The organism is Saccharothrix stipae (genome assembly GCF_054781895.1).
The window spans coordinates 534,163-551,893 of record NZ_BAAGTN010000017.1; the positions used below are offsets into that span (position 1 = coordinate 534,163).

Annotated in this window: 15 protein-coding genes; 9 read left to right on the top strand and 6 right to left on the bottom strand. The window is 72.4% G+C overall.

What is annotated here, in order from left to right; translation table 11 throughout:
* Positions 1-7: 7 nt before the first annotated feature.
* Positions 8-1,207: a S8 family serine peptidase gene (locus tag ACYVLT_RS30630; RefSeq protein ID WP_461123640.1), complete on the bottom strand. Its 1,200-nt coding sequence runs from the start codon at positions 1,205-1,207 to the stop codon at positions 8-10.
* Between the two features lie 230 nt (positions 1,208-1,437).
* On the opposite strand from ACYVLT_RS30630, the gene ACYVLT_RS30635 reads away from it, so the two are divergent.
* From ACYVLT_RS30635 to ACYVLT_RS30650, 4 genes are all read left to right on the top strand, one after another.
* Positions 1,438-2,034: a hypothetical protein gene (locus tag ACYVLT_RS30635; protein ID WP_461123641.1), complete on the top strand. Its 597-nt coding sequence runs from the start codon at positions 1,438-1,440 to the stop codon at positions 2,032-2,034.
* Positions 2,035-2,126: 92 nt separating this feature from the next.
* A complete protein-coding gene (gene trmB, locus ACYVLT_RS30640) occupies positions 2,127-2,768 on the top strand; it encodes a tRNA (guanosine(46)-N7)-methyltransferase TrmB (protein ID WP_461124153.1) in 642 nt (213 codons plus the stop codon).
* Positions 2,769-2,922: 154 nt separating this feature from the next.
* Complete coding sequence (locus tag ACYVLT_RS30645) at positions 2,923-4,044, top strand: nitric oxide synthase oxygenase (protein ID WP_461124154.1); 1,122 nt, start codon at positions 2,923-2,925, stop codon at positions 4,042-4,044.
* Between the two features lie 284 nt (positions 4,045-4,328).
* The gene (locus ACYVLT_RS30650) at positions 4,329-5,489 is read left to right on the top strand and encodes a sensor histidine kinase (protein ID WP_461123642.1); all 1,161 of its coding nucleotides are present in this window, start codon (positions 4,329-4,331) and stop codon (positions 5,487-5,489) included.
* Positions 5,490-5,525: 36 nt separating this feature from the next.
* Here ACYVLT_RS30650 and ACYVLT_RS30655 read toward each other — a convergent pair whose 3' ends face one another.
* Positions 5,526-6,467 carry a hypothetical protein gene (locus tag ACYVLT_RS30655; protein ID WP_461123643.1) on the bottom strand — a complete coding sequence of 314 codons (942 nt, stop codon included), beginning with the start codon at positions 6,465-6,467 and terminating at the stop codon, positions 5,526-5,528.
* A 174-nt stretch (positions 6,468-6,641) separates the two neighbouring features.
* Here ACYVLT_RS30655 and ACYVLT_RS30660 point away from each other — a divergent pair, with 174 nt between their 5' ends.
* Positions 6,642-7,943, top strand: coding sequence for an amidohydrolase family protein (locus ACYVLT_RS30660; RefSeq protein ID WP_461123644.1), 1,302 nt, complete (start codon positions 6,642-6,644; stop codon positions 7,941-7,943).
* Here ACYVLT_RS30660 and ACYVLT_RS30665 read toward each other — a convergent pair whose 3' ends face one another.
* Both ACYVLT_RS30665 and ACYVLT_RS30670 read right to left on the bottom strand, forming a co-directional pair.
* Entirely contained in the window at positions 7,944-8,630 is a 687-nt protein-coding gene (locus ACYVLT_RS30665; protein WP_461123645.1) for an SDR family oxidoreductase, read from the bottom strand.
* Between the two features lie 92 nt (positions 8,631-8,722).
* Positions 8,723-10,804, bottom strand: coding sequence for a PhoX family protein (locus ACYVLT_RS30670; RefSeq protein ID WP_461123646.1), 2,082 nt, complete (start codon positions 10,802-10,804; stop codon positions 8,723-8,725).
* Positions 10,805-11,003: 199 nt separating this feature from the next.
* Between ACYVLT_RS30670 and ACYVLT_RS30675 the strand changes: the two genes are divergently transcribed.
* On the top strand, positions 11,004-11,645 hold the full coding sequence (locus ACYVLT_RS30675; RefSeq protein WP_461123647.1) for an HAD family hydrolase: 642 nt from the start codon (positions 11,004-11,006) through the stop codon (positions 11,643-11,645).
* 10 nt (positions 11,646-11,655) lie between these two features.
* Positions 11,656-12,384 carry an SDR family NAD(P)-dependent oxidoreductase gene (locus tag ACYVLT_RS30680; protein ID WP_461123648.1) on the top strand — a complete coding sequence of 243 codons (729 nt, stop codon included), beginning with the start codon at positions 11,656-11,658 and terminating at the stop codon, positions 12,382-12,384.
* 51 nt (positions 12,385-12,435) lie between these two features.
* On the opposite strand, the gene ACYVLT_RS30685 is transcribed toward ACYVLT_RS30680, so the two are convergent.
* The gene (locus ACYVLT_RS30685; protein WP_461123649.1) at positions 12,436-13,527 is read right to left on the bottom strand and encodes an inositol-3-phosphate synthase; all 1,092 of its coding nucleotides are present in this window, start codon (positions 13,525-13,527) and stop codon (positions 12,436-12,438) included.
* A 41-nt stretch (positions 13,528-13,568) separates the two neighbouring features.
* Entirely contained in the window at positions 13,569-14,114 is a 546-nt protein-coding gene (locus ACYVLT_RS30690; protein ID WP_461123650.1) for a PadR family transcriptional regulator, read from the bottom strand.
* A 168-nt stretch (positions 14,115-14,282) separates the two neighbouring features.
* On the opposite strand from ACYVLT_RS30690, the gene ACYVLT_RS30695 reads away from it, so the two are divergent.
* A complete protein-coding gene (locus ACYVLT_RS30695; RefSeq protein ID WP_461123651.1) occupies positions 14,283-14,687 on the top strand; it encodes a DUF5318 domain-containing protein in 405 nt (134 codons plus the stop codon).
* 94 nt (positions 14,688-14,781) lie between these two features.
* The gene (locus ACYVLT_RS30700) at positions 14,782-17,682 is read left to right on the top strand and encodes a transglycosylase domain-containing protein (RefSeq protein ID WP_461123652.1); all 2,901 of its coding nucleotides are present in this window, start codon (positions 14,782-14,784) and stop codon (positions 17,680-17,682) included.
* The last annotated feature ends 49 nt before the right edge of the window (positions 17,683-17,731 follow it).

Genomic DNA, 17,731 nt, shown 5'->3' on the forward strand with positions numbered 1-17,731 from the left:
CGACCGGTCAGAACCGGTCGTTGCGCCAGAAGTCGTCGGACGGTGGCGGTATTTCGGTGATGACCGGCGCGGGCGCCCGGCGGATTCGGCCGCGCCGGGCCAGCAGCAGGCTCACCGCGGTCACCACGACCCCGGCCGCGGTCAGACCGCCGAACGCGACCAGCAGCCGCGTGCCGCCCTCCTCGTCGGTCGGCGGCGCGGGCAGGCTCTCGGCCGACGTCGGCGGCGGTGCGGCCGACGAGGTGCGCGGCGGTGGCGCGAGCGGGTTGCGCTCCACCCGCGGCACGTCGGCGGTCAGCGCGGCGACCGGATCGACCTGGCCGAACCCGGTCACGTCGTCGCGGCCCGGCGCGGTGAGGTCGGTCGCGGTGGTGATCAGCCGGTTCACCACGTTGCCCGCGTCCAGCTCCGGGTAGCGGGCGCGCACCAGCGCCGCCACGCCCGAGACCAGCGCGGTCGCCGCGCTCGTGCCGTCCACCTCGGCGTAGCCGGTGTCCACGACCTTCAGCGGCACGGCGGTGACGATGCGCTGCGCGGGCGCGGCGAGCACGGTCTCCGGGCCGGTGTTGGACTCCGGCCACGGCCCGTTGCCCTGGATCGTGCCGGAGACGGCGATGACGCCCTTGATGTTGGCGGGCGCGCCCACGTGCGCATCGCCGTCGTTGCCGGTGCCGGCGACCACCACGGCGTCGTTGTCGAACGCGTGGTTGACCGCCCGCAGCAGGTCCGGGGTGAGCGTCGCCAGCGAGGTCAGGGACAGGTTGATCACGTCGGCGCCCTGGTCGACGGCCCAGGTCACGCCCTCGGCGACGGACGCGGTGGTGAACTTGTCGCCGTCCGCGCCGACCGAGATCGGCAGGATCTTCGCGCCGGGCGCCACGCCCAGGGCACCGCCGTCCACCGCCCGGCCGGCGATCAAGGTGGCCATCGCGGTGCCGTGGCCGTCGTTGTCCTCGGTGCCGTCCGTGCCGCTCGCCGAGCCGAAGCCCGTGCCGGGCAGCAACGCGCCCGCGAGGTCCGGGCGGGTGTCGTCCACGCCGGAGTCGACCACCGCGACGACCACGCCGTCCCCGCGGCTGGTGGCGTGCGCGGCCTGGACCCCCAACGCGCCGAGGTGCCACTGCTGCTCCTCGATCGTCTGCGCGCGAGCGGTGCCCGGCACGACCATCGCGATCAAGATCGCGGCGACAACCGCTCTCCCCGTCACCGAATTCCCCCTGTGCTCGGGATCACAAATATTCCAAGGCAATCATGTTTCACACTTCTCGATTCGGGCAGTCGGAGTAAGCCGTTCGTTAAGACGTCGTGAACTCCGGCACAGCCCCATGACAAGCGCATCTGAACCGGGTCAGATGGAAAGCGCGAATCGTGAGGTGGGCGCCTGCCCGCACGCGAATTCGGATGTCCCCCGTCAAGGAACCCCCCGGAGGTGAACCCGTGACGGTGCTTGATCCGGACCTGAACGCCGATCACACGTCGGCCCGGTCCAATGAGCCGCTCGGCAAGAGCCTGCCCAGTCAACGCGACCACGCCCTTCGCGTCGAACCGATGTTGGCGTTGGAATGGTCGCACGCGATCGAAGCCGCGGGAGGGGTCGGTGTCGCCGACTCACCCGCGCAGACCCGTCGCGCCTGGATCCACCGGGCCGACGAACAGCAAGTGCTCGCGCTCTTCCGCGCGGTGGGCCCAGACGCACCGGCACCCTGGTGGCTGAGGGCCCTCGACCGGGGCAGGATCGCCTCGCGCGCGGCGGCGTTCGCCCTGGAGGACGAGGTGACCCGGTTGCTGGGCAGCCGACCGGGTTGGGTGTTCGTCCCGTGGGCGACCGAGGGCGAGGTCGGCTACTGGGAGTTCGTGCCGTCCGAGAGCGGCGTGTACGGCCCCGCCGAGCCGACCACCGTGCAGTTCACCGACCGGCACCCCGGTTTCGTGGACCTGCTCCCCGCGCACCGGGGCCACGGTCAGCGCCAACCGATCGAGTACACCCCCGCCGAGCTGCGTCGTCAGATCGAGGACCTGGAGAACATCGCTTAGCGCACCACCTAGGCTGTACGCCCGTGACGTCCAGCCACCAGCGACCGCCGCACCACCGATCCGTCGTCAGCTACGTCCAACGCGGCGAACGGATGACCGTGGGGCAGCAGCGCGCATGGGACCGCCACTGGGAGCGCTTGGGCCACGAGGTCAAGGCGCTCCCGGCCGGTCCCGCGCGCTTCGACGAGTGGTTCGGGCGCGACGCGCCGGTGGTGCTGGAGATCGGCTCCGGGATGGGTGAGACCACCTCCCTGCTGGTCGCCGCCGCGCCCGACGTCAACTACGTGGCCGTCGAGGTCTACAAGCCCGGCCTGGCGCAGCTGCTGCTGCGCGCCGAGGCGCTCGACGTGACCAACCTGCGGGTCCTGCGCGGTGACGCGGTCGACCTGCTCACCGAGCACGTCGAACCCGGCTCGCTCGCCGAGGTGCGGATCTACTTCCCCGACCCGTGGCCCAAGAAGAAGCACCACAAGCGCCGCCTCGTGCAGCCGGAGTTCGTGCACCTCGTCGCGTCGCGGCTGCGGCCCGGCGGCACGCTGCACCTGGCCACCGACTGGGAGGAGTACGCCGAGCAGATGCTCCAGGTGTGCTCGGCCGAGCCGCTGCTGCGCAACCGGCACGACGGGTGGGCGCCGCGGCCGGACTGGCGGCCGGTGACCAAGTTCGAGCAGCGGGCGGTCGAGGAGGAGCGGATCAGCCACGACCTGATGTTCGAGCGGGTCGAACTCACCTGACCGTGTCATAAAGTCACGGGACCGAGCGGACGACGCGGCGACTGCCTGTGGTTTCGTCACCGGATCGGGTGGGATTTGTCGATCACCCGATGTGCCCCGTCTGGCAGTGACGTGTGACACGGGTTCGCAACTACGGTTACCGGCCGTGACCGCAATGGACAACGAAACGATAACGTTCGACGTGGACGCGGCGGAGGGGTTCCTCCGCATGTTCCACATCGCCCACCCCGAGGCAGGCCCCGTCGGACCGCGCCTGGCCCGGGTCCGCGAGGAGGTCGCCGAGACCGGCACCTACCGCCACACGACCCACGAACTGGCCTACGGCGCGCGGATCGCGCTGCGCGACTCCGGCTGGTGCACCAGCGGCGTGCCGTGGCGCCGGCTCAAGGTGCGCGACCTGCGCGGGTTCCGCAACGCCGCCGCCGTGGCCGGCGAGTGCGTCGAGCACCTGCGGCTGGCCACCAACGGCGGCGAGATCCGCCCGCTGGTCACGGTGTTCGCGCCGGACGCGCCCGACGCGCCCGGGCCCTGCATCTGGAACGAGCAGCTGGTCCGGTACGCGGGCCACGGCGACGGCACCGGCGACCGCCGCTACCGGGAGTTCACCGACGCGGTGCAGGGCATGGGCTGGCGACCGCCCGCACCACCCGGCCGCTTCGACCTGCTGCCGCTGGTGGTGGAGACCGCGCACGAGGGCGTGCAGCTGTTCACCGTGCCACCGGACGTGGTGCACGAGGTGGTCCTCGAACACCCCGAGCTGCCCTGGTTCGGCCGACTCGGCCTGCGCTGGCACGCGGTGCCCGTGATCACCAACATGCGGCTGGTCATCGGCGGCGTCACCTACCCCGCCGCGCCGTTCAACTCGTGGTTCGTCGGCTCCGAGATCGGCGCCAGGAGCCTGGCCGACGAGAACGCCTACGGCGCCGCCCGCCCCGTCGCCGAGGCCCTCGGCCTGGACACGTCCACCGAGCGCTCGCTGTGGCGCGACCGCGCCGTGGTGGAGCTCAACCGGGCCGTGCTGCACTCCTTCGACCTCGCCGCGGTGACCATCACCGACCACCACGCCGAATCGCTGCACCGGTTGTCGTGGCTGCGCTCGCGCCAACGCCACTCCGGCAACCGACCCGCGTTCCGCCTCGACCCGTCGGCCGCCCGCCGCGCCCGCGCGGGCGGCCCGGCCCGCTTTTCCCCCGCCCCCGAGGAAACGACCCAACCCCATTCACCCGGACGACTCGCCGAACTGCTCCGGCGGCGCGTCGAAGGCGCCCGGGGCTGACCCGGGGACAACCCCGATCAGCGCTGGGAATCAACCAGCACGCCGGACAACGCCATCAGGACCAGCACCAGCAGGCCCAACAAGGCACCCGCCCAAGTAGCGACCACTCCGAACATGGTGTTCCTCCGTTCCCCGACTCACCACTCAAGAGTCACCCCGCAATTCGTCATCCGACATCGGCCACTGGTGTGTTTCGGCACGCGTTCGGGTCAGCCTCGCGGTGGATGACCCACCCGACCGGGGTCGGACGCGCCGTCCACCCCGAGGACCTACGGTGGGATCCCGTGGAGAGCACTCACCTCGGGTGGCGGACCCTGCTGCGCCGCCAGTGGCCGCTGGCGTGCGCCCTGCTCTTCTTCCTCGGCGGCGAGGTGCTCGGCGAGGCCGGCTGGTGGCAGTTGCCCGGCACGGCGGTGGTGTGCGCGCTGGCCGTGCTCGCGCCCCGGCGCCCGTTCGACGCCGCGCTGAGCGCCGCCACGGCGGTGGCCGCCTCGTCGGTGGTGCTGCGGGTGCTGGACGTCGCGCCCAAGGTGCCGGCCATCAGCGGTCTGGTGGTCTCCGAGACCGCGGCGGTGATGGCGATCACCGCGGTGGTCGTGCGGCAGGCGCCGCTCGTGCGCGCGGCGGTGGCGGTGGTCGTGCTCGTCGCGGTGGCCGCGGGCACCGGGGCGGTGCGGCCGGACTACTGGTCGCGGTACTGGCCGGACGGCTACCAGGGGCCCGGCCCGTGGCAGCAGGTGGTCGGCGGCGCGGTGCTGCTCGCGCTGTCGGTCGGCACCGGGTTGTACTTCCGCGCCCGCGACCGGGAACGCGCGACCGCCGTGCGGGCCGAGGTCGCGGCGGCGCAGCACGCCGAGCGCATGGCGCTGGCGCGCGAGCTGCACGACGTGGTCGCGCACTACGTGACCGGGATGGTGGTGCACGCGCGGGCGGCGCAGGCCGTGCCGTCGGCCGCGGGTGAGGCGTTGCCGATCATCGTGCGCAGCGGCGACGAGGCGTTGGCCGAGATGCGCCGCCTGGTGGGGACGCTGCGCGACACCGAGGCCGACGCGCCGACCGCGTCCAGCGACCTCGCCGACGACGTGCGCGAGGTGGTGGAGCGGTCCGGTCAGCCGGTGCGGCTGCGGGTCGACCTGCCGGCGCCCGTGCCGCCGTCGTTGGGCCGCTCGGTGCTGCGGTTGGTGCAGGAGTCGTTGACCAACGCCCGCAAGCACGCCGAGGGCGCGTCCTCGGTGGACGTCTCGGTGTCGGTGTCCGACGGCGTGGTGCACGTGCTGGTGGCCGACGACGGGCGGGCGCGGAAGGCGGCGCCGGTCGGCGGGTCCGGTGGCTACGGGTTGGTGGGCATGCGCGAGCGGGTCGAGCTGCTGGGCGGCGAGTTCAGCGCGGGCCGGCGCGCCGACGGCGGTTGGGAGGTGCGGGCCGCCCTGCCCGTCACGCGGTGACGGGTCGGGCCGGCCCGCCGTGGGGTGTCGCGCCGGTCAGCCCGCGGTGGGGTGCGTCGCGGGCAGCTCGGCGGGCAGCGGGTAGGTGAAGGTCGGTGCCGGGTCCTCCAGCGAGAGGTGGCGATCGGTCACCGGCCGGCGCGGGCGGGGGCCGCGGTCCTGGTCCGGGATGCTCGGCCGGTAGTCGCCGAGCCAGGTGGTGACGTCGCCGGTGAGCCGGGCGTTCTCCTCGTGCAGCCGGCGGACCTGGTGCTCCAGCTGGGCGATCCGCGCCTCCGCGTCGCGGTGCACCCGGACCACCGCCCACAGCATCTCGTACGCGCTCGACTCGCGGTCCCGGGACGGGCCCTCGTCGGCGGGGTCCTCGTCGGCGGGTGTGCCGGGCCGCGGCACCTCGACCGGTGTGCCGGCCGGCGCGATCCCGCACGCGGGCTCCGGCACGATCTGCGGCGCGCTCCGGGGCACGGGCAGGCCGTGCTTGCGCGCCCACTCCGGGCCGCCGATCAACGCGGTGGTGACGTCCTCGACGGCCGGGTCCAACCAGCTCGGCCGCGGTGCGTCGGTCGCCTCCCCGGTGACCAGGCCGTGCAGGTGGCGCGCGGTCGCGAGCACGTCGGGCACGTGCCGCACCGGCACGGCGGCGTGGATCAGGTCGGCCAGCCGCTCCCACGGCGGCACGCTGTCGGCCTTCGCGTGCACGCCGATCCAGCGCGTCACCTCGGCCCGGACCGCGCCCAACGACCGGCCTTGGGCCCAGTGCCCGGGCGTGCGCGCCGCCCGCCGGAGCACCCGCCGGTACGCGGTGCCCATCCGGCCGTGTTCATCCACCAGGTGCACCAACAGGAACAACGCGAGCCAACGACGTTCCCGCGACAGGCCCGGGTCGGAGAAATCAGCCTCCGACCGCAGGACGTCCACCGCGGGCTGGCCCTTGCCGCGCCGCTCGCCGCACCGACCACCTACACCGCCACGAGCCACTGCCACTCCTTCGCCGGATCAGGGGGACGACCACCTCTTCCAACTTTTCGGAGATTACGTCCACCTGGCGGGTGAACACCGCCCAAGAAGGTCAAACCCACTGTTCGGGTTACGACCCGACGCGTGCGCCGACACGTTGTGTGTCGCTCGATCGGGTGCGGCAGGATCGGGGGCATGTCGCTGCGCCTGCACGCCCCCGTCGTCCTGCCCTGCGATCCCGCCTGCACCGTCCTGCGCGACGCCGTGGTCGACGTCGTCGACGGGCGCGTCACGCACGTCGGCGCGGAGGCCGACGCGCCGGAGTTCACCGGCGAGGTCCGCCGGTTGAGCGGGATCCTGCTGCCCGGTCTGGTGAACACCCACGCGCACAGCCCGATGGTGCTGCTGCGCGGGCTGGGCGGTGACCTGCCGCTGCTGCGCTGGCTGCGCGAGGCGATGTGGCCCGCCGAGGCGAAGATGAAGCCCGAGGACATCCGGGTCGGCATGCTGCTCGGCGCGGTGGAGATGCTCCGCAACGGCGTGACGACCAGCGCGGAGATGTACTTCCACGGCGAGCAGCTCGCGGACGCGGTGCTGGCCGCCGGGTCCCGGGTGCTGTTCGGTGCGGCGATCATGGACCTGCCCGGGATGCCGTGGCGGCCGATGACCGACGAGATCACCCGGTGGATCGACGCCGACGGGCTGCGGTTCGGGCCGGACGAGCGGATCGAGCTGAGCTACGGGCCGCACTCGGCGTACATCCTGACGCCGCAGGCGCTGGGCGAGATCGCCGGCGAGGCGCGTGACCGCGGTGCGCTGGTGCAGGTGCACGTGGCGGAGTCGGAGGAGGAGGACCTGGAGCAGCGGGCCTCGCACGGCTCCGTGCCGCGGCTGCTGGAGCAGGCCGGCGTGCTGGGCGGGCGGGTGCTGTCGGCGCACTCGGTGCACCTGTCGCCGGAGGACGTGGCCATCTACGCCAAGCACGGGGTGGGGATCGCGCACTGCCCCGGTTCGAACACCAAGCTGGCGTCCGGCATCGCGCCGCTGCGGTCCTACCTGGACGCGGGGGTCGCGGTCGGGTTGGGCACCGACGGGCCGGCGTCCAACGACGACCTGGACCTGTTCGAGGAGGCCAGGCTGGCCGCCCTGCTCGCCCGGGTGACCACGCGGGACGCGACGGCGATGCGTGCGGCGGACGCGTTGCTGCTGGCCACGCGCGGTGGGGCGGCGGCGTTGGGCCGGGACGACCTGGGCGCGTTGGAGCCGGGCCGGTGGGGCGACGTCGTGCACGTGGACGTGGACGACCCGGCGTTCGCCACCGGGCTGGACGCGCCGGACGAGCAGGTGCTGGCGAACCTGGTGTGGGCGTCGGGCACGCGGCGGGTCAAGGACGTGTGGGTGGCGGGCAAGCAGGTGGTGGCCGACGGCGAGACCACGAACGTGGACCGGCAAGCGGCGCAGGCCGGCGTGCGCGAGGTGGCCGCCCGGCTGCGGTAGTCAGCCGGTGCGCGGCCGGGGTCGGACGACGATCTCGGTGAAGTGGGCGTCGTCGCCCGCGTGCACGGCGGTGGCGACGGCGCGGGCGACGGAGTCCGGGTGCAGGTACAGGTGCGGCTGGTAGTCGCCGTTCTCCTGGTCCCGGACGCCGCGCTGCATGTCGGTGTCGACGCGTCCCGGGTGGACGGACGTGACGCGGAGGTCCTCCTCCTCGGCGCGCAGGGCGTCGCCGAAGGCGCGGAGGGCGAACTTGCTCGCCGCGTAGACGCCCCAGTCGGGGTTGACCCGCAGGCCCGCGCCGGAGTTGATCAGCACCACGTGGCCGCGCGCGGCGCGCAGGAGGGGCAGCGCCAGCCGGGTGAGCTCGGCGACGGCGACGACGTTGAGGTCGAGGGTGCGGCGCCAGACGTCCGCGGTCGCCTCGGCGAGCGGGCCGAGTTCGGCGATGCCGGCGCTGTGCACGAGGACGTCCAGCCGGGTGAGGCGGGCGACGGCGGCGGCCAGGGCGTCGGCGTCGGTCAGCTCCACCGGCCAAGGGCGGGCGGACCCCAACGACCCGGCCAGCTCGGCCAACGCGCCCTCGTCCCGACCACCGAGCACCAGGTCGTGCGTGGGGGCGAGGGCACGGGCGACCGCCGCACCGATACCGCGCGACGCCCCCGTGATCAGGGCAACGGGTCGACTCATGCCCGAACCCTAACCGCGCGTGTCCCACGTTCGGGACACGCGCGGGGGTGAGTGGGGGGCCCGGCGCTCGGCGCGAGCCCCCCACCTCGGGATCAGCCGCAGATGCGGCCCTTGTCCTTCTTCCACACCGCGACCACGGACGGGCGGGGCTGGGAGGTGCCGCCGTCCGGCCAGTGCGACAGCGGGTTCCCGGCCGACGCGCCGTCGATCTCGCCGGGGTGCTGCACGGCCACGAGCACGAAGTCGTCCTCGACGACCGGGCCGCACGTCTCGGCGCCCTTCGGCACGGTGAGGAACTGCTTCACCCGGCCGCGGTACGGGCCCTCGACCGGCACCGCGAACAGGCCGTCGTTGGACTTCAGGGCGTTGCCGTCGGTGGAGATCCACAGGTTGCCCCGCGCGTCGAACGCGACGTTGTCCGGGCACGAGATCGGCGAGACCTGGGTCTTGTCGTAGCCGCCGAAGTACGTGTCGGGCGAGGTCGGGTCGCCGCACACCAGCAGCAGCTTCCAGGAGAACGACGTGGCGGTGTTGTCGCCGCGGCGCTCCTCCAGCTCCAGCACGTGCCCGTGCCGGTTGTTCAGCCGCGGGTTCGGCTCGGTCGCGCCTTCCTTGCCCGCCTTGCCGCGGTCGGTGTTGTTGGTCAGCGCCGCGTACACCCGGCGGTTGCGCGGGTTCGGCTCGACGTCCTCGGGGCGGTCCATCTTGGTCGGGCTGACGGCGTCCGCCGCGAGCCGGGTGAAGACGTAGACCTCCTCGGCGGTGAAGCCGGGCACGAACGACCGGTCGCCGGCGGCCAGCCTGATCCACTCGCCCGAGCCGTCGAACTCGCCGTCGGCGGGCAGCTTGCCGGTGCCGTCGATCTCGGCGGCCGGGCTGTCGCCGGTGAAGCGGGCGACGTAGAGCGTGCCCTTGTCGAGCAGCTTCTTGTTGTGCTCGCGGGCGTGCTTGCTGTTGCCCGGCTTGAACTTCTCGTCGGAAACGAACTTGTACATGTAGTCGAAGCGCTCGTCGTCACCCATGTACGCGACCACGCGGCCGTCGCGGGCGATGATCACGTTCGCGCCCTCGTGCTTGAATCGGCCCAGCGCGGTGTGCTTGACCGGGGTCGAGTCCGGGTCGAGCGGGTCGATCTCGACGACCCAGCCGAACCGGTTGACCTCGTTGGGCTCCTGGGCCACGTCGAACCGCTTGTCGAACCGCTCCCACTTGCGGGTGGACGCCGCGCCGGACAGGCCGTAGCGGGCGAGCCGCGCCTTGGCCACCGGGTCGGTGACCGAGCCCGCGTTGGCGAAGTACTGGTTGAAGTTCTCCTCGCCGGACAGGATCGTGCCCCACGGGGTGACGCCGCCGGCGCAGTTGTTGAGCGTGCCCAGCACCTTCGTGCCGGTCGGGTCGGCCGAGGTCTTGAGGTGCGCCGAACCCGCCGCCGGGCCGGTGACCTTGAACTCCGTGGTCGCGGTGACGCGCCGGTTGTAGCGCCGGTCCACCTTGGGCACGAGCTTGCCGCTGCGCCGGTCCCGCTCGACCAGCACGACCGACATGCCGTGCGCGGCCCAGGCGATCTCGGTCTGCTCACGGGTGGGGTTGGCCGCGTCCCAGTTCTTGAACAGGAACTCCTCGGAGGTGTACTCGTGGTTGGCCACGAGCACCCACTGGTCGTGCCTGCCGACCGGCACCAGGCCGACGAAGTCACAGTTGTAGCCGAACTGCTTCGCCTGCGCCGCCGGGCTCTGGCGGTCGAAGTCGAACGCGGGCGCGCCGGGCACCACCGGGTCGCCCCAGCGCAGCACGACGCCCTGCTCGTAGCCCTCGGGCGTGACGACGCGGTCCTCGGTGTTGGGCGCGACGGCGGCGAAGTTCAGGCCGTCCCGGCGCCGCCCGCCGCCCAGGTCGAGGTCGATCTCGACCTCGGGCTTCGCGGCGGCGCTGCCGGCACCGACCAGCCCGACACCCGCGCCCGCGACGGCCAGGACGGCGCCCGCCTTCAGCAGGCCGCGCCGACGCACGACCTCGCCGACGACGTCACCGAAGTAGGCGTTGCCGGACGTGTTGGGCGCCTCGTGCGCGCACGCGTCGCCGCAGCGGTACTTGCAGGTGATCGCCGAACGCCCGAGGGGGTGGTTGGGCAGCAGGGGCAGCAGGCGCCGCCCCCGATCGGTGGATGAGGACACGCGGACCTCCGATATCGCTCAGTGGGAACCGGGCGACCGTAAGAGGGCAACTCCTCCGACAGCGGACTTCGAGGTGAACGCGAGGCGAACACCTCGATCGTCACCCACTCGCAATCCCCTGCTCGCACCCCGTGTGGTCGTGCGGTCGCGGACGGCGACCGGGCGGGCGAAGACGGCGATGAGCACTACGGTCGGGGGTGTGGACTCGGTGGTGTTCGACCTCGACGGCGTGCTGGTGGACTCCGAGCGGATGTGGGACGAGGTGCGGCAGGCCTTCGCCGCCCGGCACGGCGGCACGTGGCCGCCCGCCGCGACCCGGGCGATGCAGGGCATGAGCACGCCCGAGTGGGCGGCGTACCTGGTGGCCGAGGTGGGCGTGCGGCTGACCCCGGCGCGGGCGGCGGCCGGCGTGATCGGCGAGATGGCCGAGCGCTACGCCGAAGGCCCGCCCGTGCTGCCGGGCGCGGTGGACGTCGTGCGCGAGGTGGCGTCCCACTACCCGGTGGCCATCGCCAGCTCGTCCCCGCCGGTGCTGATCAAGTCGTTCCTCGCCGCGACCGACCTGACCGACGTGGTCCGGGTGGCCGTCTCCAGCGAGCAGGCGGGAGCCGGCAAGCCCGCGCCGGACGTGTACCTGCTGGCCACCTCGAAGCTGGGCGCCGACCCCACCCGCAGCGCGGCGGTCGAGGACTCGACCAACGGCCTGCGCGCCGCCCTGGCCGCGGGCATGACCGTCTACGCCGTGCCGAACCCCCACTTCCCCCCGGACCCGGCGGTGTTGGCGCACGTCACCGTGTTGCGCGAGCTCTCGGACCTGCCCGCGGCGCTGCCCACGCCCTAGCGTTGGGCCCATGGAGCGACGAGTTGCGGTGGTCACCGGTGCGGCGCAGGGGATCGGGGCGCGGGTGGTCGAGGTGTTGCGGGAGGACGGGTACGAGGTCGTCGGGTTCGACCTCGTGGAGACCGACGGCGGGGTGGTCGGGGACGTGTCGTCGCCCGACGACGTGGCCAGGGTGGCCGAACGGGTCGGGGAGCGGGTGGACGTGCTGGTCAACAACGCCGGGATCGCGGGGATCGCGCCGTTCGAGGACACGTCACCGGAGTTGTGGCACCGGATGCTGGCGGTGAACCTCACCGGGCCGTTCCTGCTCACGCAGGCGTTGGGGCGGTCGATGCTGGCGCGCGGCCGGGGGGCGGTGGTCAACATCGCGTCCGTGGCCGGGCTGCGCGGGGTCGCGGACCGGGCCGCCTACAACACCACCAAGCACGGGTTGATCGGGATGACGCGCACGCTCGCCGTGGAGTGGGGCGGGCGCGGGGTCCGGGTCAACGCGGTGTGCCCCGGCTGGGTGAAGACCGAGATGGACGTCGAGTCGCAGGCGGGCGGGCACTACGGTGACGGCGACATCACCGACCACGTGCCGATGGGCCGGTTCGCGACGCCCGACGACATCGCCCAGGCCGTCGCCTTCCTGGCCGACCCGGCCCGCAGCGGGTTCGTCAACGGCGTCGCCCTGCCGGTGGACGGCGGGTGGACCGCCGACGGGTCGTGGCAGTCGCTGCGGCTCTCCAAGCGCTGAGCACGCCCCCGCACCCGGCGCGAGCACGGGCCGGGTGCGGGGGCGCGGGTGTCAGCGCTCGACGTCGCCGCGGATGAACGCCTCGACCGCCTCGTGCGCCTCGGAGTCCGAGTACTGCACGGGCGGCGACTTCATGAAGTACGACGAGGCGGACAGGATCGGGCCGCCGATCCCCCGGTCCAGCGCGATCTTCGCCGCACGCACCGCGTCGATGATGATCCCCGCCGAGTTCGGCGAGTCCCACACCTCCAGCTTGTACTCCAGGTTCAGCGGCACGTCGCCGAACGCCCGGCCCTCCAGCCGCACGTACGCCCACTTGCGGTCGTCCAGCCACGCCACGTAGTCGGACGGGCCGATGTGCACGTTGCGCTTGCCGAGGTCGCGGTCGACCTGCGAGGTCACCGCCTGCGTCTTGGAGACCTTCTTGGACTCCAGCCGCTCCAGCTCCTTCATGTTCAGGAAGTCCATGTTCCCGCCCACGTTGAGCTGCATGGTGCGGTCGAGCTGCACGCCGCGGTCCTCGAACAGCTTGGCCAGCACGCGGTGCGTGATGGTGGCGCCGACCTGCGACTTGATGTCGTCGCCGACGATCGGCACGCCCGCCGCGCGGAACTTCTCCGCCCACTCCGGGTCGGAGGCGATGAAGACGGGCAGGGCGTTGACGAACGCCACACCGGCGTCGATGGCGGCCTGCGCGTAGAAGCGGTCCGCCTCCTCCGAGCCGACCGGCAGGTACGACACCAGCACGTCGGCCTCGGCGTCGCGCAGCGCCCGCACCACGTCCACCGGCTGCTCGTCGGACTCCTCGATGGTCTCCCGGTAGAACTTGCCGAGACCGTCGAGCGTGTGCCCGCGCTGCACGGTGACGCCGAGCGGCGGCACGTCGGCGATCTTGATCGTGTTGTTCTCGCTCGCCCCGATGGCCTCGGACAGGTCCGCGCCGACCTTCTTGGCGTCCACGTCGAACGCGGCGACGAACTCGATGTCGCGCACGTGGTAGTCACCGAACCGGACGTGCATCAGACCGGGCACGCGGGTGCTCGGGTCGGCATCGCGGTAGTAGTGGACGCCCTGCACCAGCGACGCCGCGCAGTTGCCGACCCCGACAATGGCCACTCGAACGGTGCGGCGGTTGTCGCCCATGCCGAGTCCTCCTTGTTTCTTCCGTGCTCGTATTCGGGGGGTTATTGGTCCCGCTCGCGCTGTTCGGCCTGCTCATGGGCGATCAGCTCGTTCAACCACCGCACTTCGCGCTCGGTGCTCTCCAGCCCGAGCCGGTGCAGCTCCCGGGTGTACCGGTCGATGCGCTCGCTGGTGGCCGATAATGAGGTGCGCAGCCCTTCGCGGCGCTCCTCGACCCGCCGCCGGCGGCCTTCCAGGATGCGCATCCTGATCTCGGCGGGCGTCCGGGAGAAGAACGCCAGGTGGACGCCGAACGAGTCGTCGTCCCACGTCTGCGGACCCGCGTTGACCAGCAGTTCGGCGAACCTCTCCTTGCCCTCGGCGGTGAGCTTGTAGACCTTGCGCGCCCGGCGGGCCCAGCGGGCCGAGTCCTCCTCGGGCACTTCCTCGACGATGAGGCCGCCGCGTTGCAGCTTGCGCAACGTGGGGTACAGCGTCCCGTAGGAGAACGCGCGGAACGCCCCCAGCAACTCGTGCAAGCGCTTGCGCAGCTCGTAGCCGTGCATGGGCGCTTCGTGCAGCAGGCCGAGGACCGCGAACTCCAGCACGTAGCACCTCCTCGCTCAGGTGAGCGCCGATGGGTGAGCTGAGTATATCGGTGCGATACATCCGCGCACGCCTATGCCGTGTCGCGTGGCACACAACCACCCCTGCCTTCGGCCCACTGCCCTGAACGGCCCATCGGTGGGCTTGGGGCGGCACGTACTCTGGTCGTCGTGTCGACCCAACGCCAGGTCGTGGACTACGCCTTGCAGCGCCGTGCGCTGCTGGCGGAGGTCTACGCGGGCCGAGTGGGCACGATGGAGGTCTGCGACGCGAGCCCGTACCTGCTGCGGGCCGCGAAGTTCCACGGCCGGCCGAGCGAGGTGACCTGCCCGGTCTGCCGCAAGGAACCGCTGACCCTCGTGTCCTGGGTCTACGGCGACGAGCTCAAGCACGCGGCCGGATCCGCGCGCACCGTCGATGAGCTGGCCCGCATGGCGACCCTCTTCGAGGAGTTCACCGTGTACGTGGTCGAGGTTTGCCGCACATGTAGTTGGAACCACCTGGTGCAGTCATACGTCCTGGGAACGCGTGGCCTGAACTCTCGCAAGCCGCGCAGGAGGACCGCGGCGGAGTGAACCTGCTCCGGCCACGGGCGCCGCTCCGGCGAGGAGCAGCGGCGTACGACCACCGAACCGCGTGCAAGGGCACGCCGGTCTGGGAGGCCATTTCGTGAACGACCAGCATGACGACAGGCATCGTGGCGGGGAGCCGCAGTGGCCGACCGGGGAGGACCCGGACGGCGGCGGGCACCCACCACGTCACGGCGCCGGGGATCAGCCGGAGCGTCCGAACACCCCACCAGGTGGTTTCGCGCGCGCTCCCGGCGACGGCCCCCGGCACGGCACCCCACCGGGCGGGTTCTCCCGCCCGGGGACGCCGCCGGGAGGCATCCCGCAGTCCGGCGGCACCCCGCCCGGCGGCCTGCCGCGAGGTGGGCAGCCGCCACGCAGGCCGGCCGGACCCGGTGGTCCGGGCGGACCCGCGGGTCCCGTGCCGAACGGCAGGCCCGGCGGCCCGCCCCCGGCCGGTCCCGGCCCGCGTCCCGGCGGTCCGGGCAGCCTCGACGGCCTCGGTGTCGCGGGCAGCGTGCCCGGCGGCCCGCCGCAGCGTCCGAACACTCCTCCCGGCGGCGTGCGCCGACCCGGAGGCCCGGTGCCGCCCGGCGGCCGTCCCCCGGTAGCCGGTCCCGGCGGTCCGCGCCGACCCGGAGGTCCCGGCGGCCCCGCGGGCCCGGCCGGCGCCCAGCGGCGTCCCGGCGAGGAGCCGACCGACCTGCTGCCGCCCGTGTACCAGACCACGCCCCGCGAGCCCGAGCTGCTCACGCACCGCGAGGACGAGGTCGAGCTCGAACCGTTCTACGACGACGAGTACGACGAGGAGCTGACCGAGGAGGAGGCCCGCGCCGTGCGTCGCAAGAAGGTGTGGCGCCGCGTGCGCCGGACCACCTACGTGGCCCTCGGGCTGATGCTGCTGGCGCCCGTCGTCGCGTTCGCCATCGCCTACCAGGTGGTGGAGGTGCCGAACCCCGAGGCCGTCGCGGCCTCGCAGGGCAAGGCGATCACGATCCTCTACGCCGACGGCACCGAGATGACCAAGTACGCCCCGGGCGACGCGAACCGCAGCATGGTCAAGTACGAGGACCTGCCGGACTCGATCAAGCACGCGGTGTTCGGCGCGGAGGACCCGACGTTCATGACGAACGTCGGCTTCGACCTGACCGCCATCGCCCGCGCGGGCTGGTACCAGCTCAAGGGCGAGCAGAGCGGTGGCTCCGGCCTCACCCAGCAGTACGTCAAGGAAGCCACCGACCAGGCCGACATGACGTTGACCCGCAAGTTCACCGAAGCCGTCACCGCGTACAAGATGTCGCAGCAGCAGGACAAGGAAGACATCCTGACCGCGTACTTGAACACGGTGTACTTCGGCCGGGGCGCCTACGGCATCAAGACCGCGGCGAAGGCCTACTTCGGCGTGAACGAGCTGAAGGACCTGACCCACGCGCAGGCCGCCCTGCTCGCGGGCATGGTGCAGAACCCGAGCCGCTCGGAGCAGCAGGCGTACCGGGAAGAGCGCTGGACCTACGTGATGAACCAGATGCTCGAGTACAAGTGGATCGACCAGAGCTACCGCGAGACCACGCCGTTCCCGACGCCCGTCGAGCAGGCCGACCAGTCCGGCCTGAGCGGGACCCGCCTGCACATCCGCGAGCAGGTCCTCCAGGAGATGGCCAAGGTCGAGTGGGACGTCGAGAAGGCGCAGAAGGTCGGCGTGACCGTGCACACCACCATCGAGCCGCCGAAGCAGCAGGCGGCCGAGGAGGCGGTGGCCGACATCATGGGCCCGCAGCCCAAGGAGCTGAGGTCGTCGCTCACCGCGATCGACCCGCAGTCGGGTGCGGTGCGGGCGTACTACGCCGGCGCGGACGGCACGGGCCTGGACTACGCGACCAACACGCTCCAGGAAGCCGGGTCGTCGTTCAAGCCGTTCGACCTGGTGGCCGCGCTGAAGGCGGGCAAGGGCCTCGGCTCGACCTACGACGGCCGCTCGCCGAAGACGTTCAAGCTCGGCGGCACCAACATCACCATCCGCAACGCCTCGGACTCGGGCAACACGTGCGGTGAGAAGTGCCCCATCCGCGAGGCGATGCGGATGTCGCTGAACACCGTGTTCTACGAGATGGTGATCGAGATCGGCACCAAGCCGGTCGCCGACGCCGCCATCGCCGCGGGCATCCCGCCGACGGTCGAGGTCCAGGGCCAGAAGAAGGACCTGCTGGTCGGCGAGAACGGCGGACCGCCCAACGTCGGTATCGCGATCGGCGGTGGTGAGGCGCAGGTCCGGCCGTTCGACATGGCGTCGGCCTACGCCACGTTCGCCGCGCGCGGCACCTACCACGAGCCGTTCTTCATCTCGAAGATCACCAACGCCGAGGGCAAGGCGGTCTACCAGCACGTCGACGTGTCCCGGCCGGCGTTCGACCCGGACCCGCAGAAGAACCAGGACATCGCCGACAACGTCACCGAGTCGCTCAAGCCCGTCCTCACGTACTCGAAGATCCCGTGCGCGGGTCGCGAGTGCGCGGGCAAGACCGGCACGCACGAGCTCCCCGACGACGCCAGCCAGAACTCGAAGGCCTGGATGGTCGGCTACACGCCGTCGCTGTCCGCGTCGGTGTGGGTGGGTCGCGACGAGGGCAACGTGGCGTTGAAGGACGCCAAGGGCAACCCGGTCTTCGGTGGTGGCCTGCCCGGTCAGGTCTGGAAGCGGTTCATGGACAAGGCCCTGGCGGGCACGCCCCCGGAGCCGTTCCCGAAGCCGCGCAAGCTCAACCAGTTCGACAACCCCGCGCCGACGACCACGACGACCACGACGACGACCACGAACAAGCGCGACGAGGACAACCGGACGACGACGACCGACCCGACGACGACCCGGACCCAGCCCAGCTCGACGACTCGCACGCCCCGGCCGTGCGTGGGCATCGCCTGCCCGCCCACGACCACCACGTCGACGGACGAGAACGCGCCCGATCCGGGCATCGGCAACGGCGGCTCACCACCGACGGGTTAGCACCGTAGCCACGCGGAGGGCCCGACCCGGCAGCACGCCGGTTCGGGCC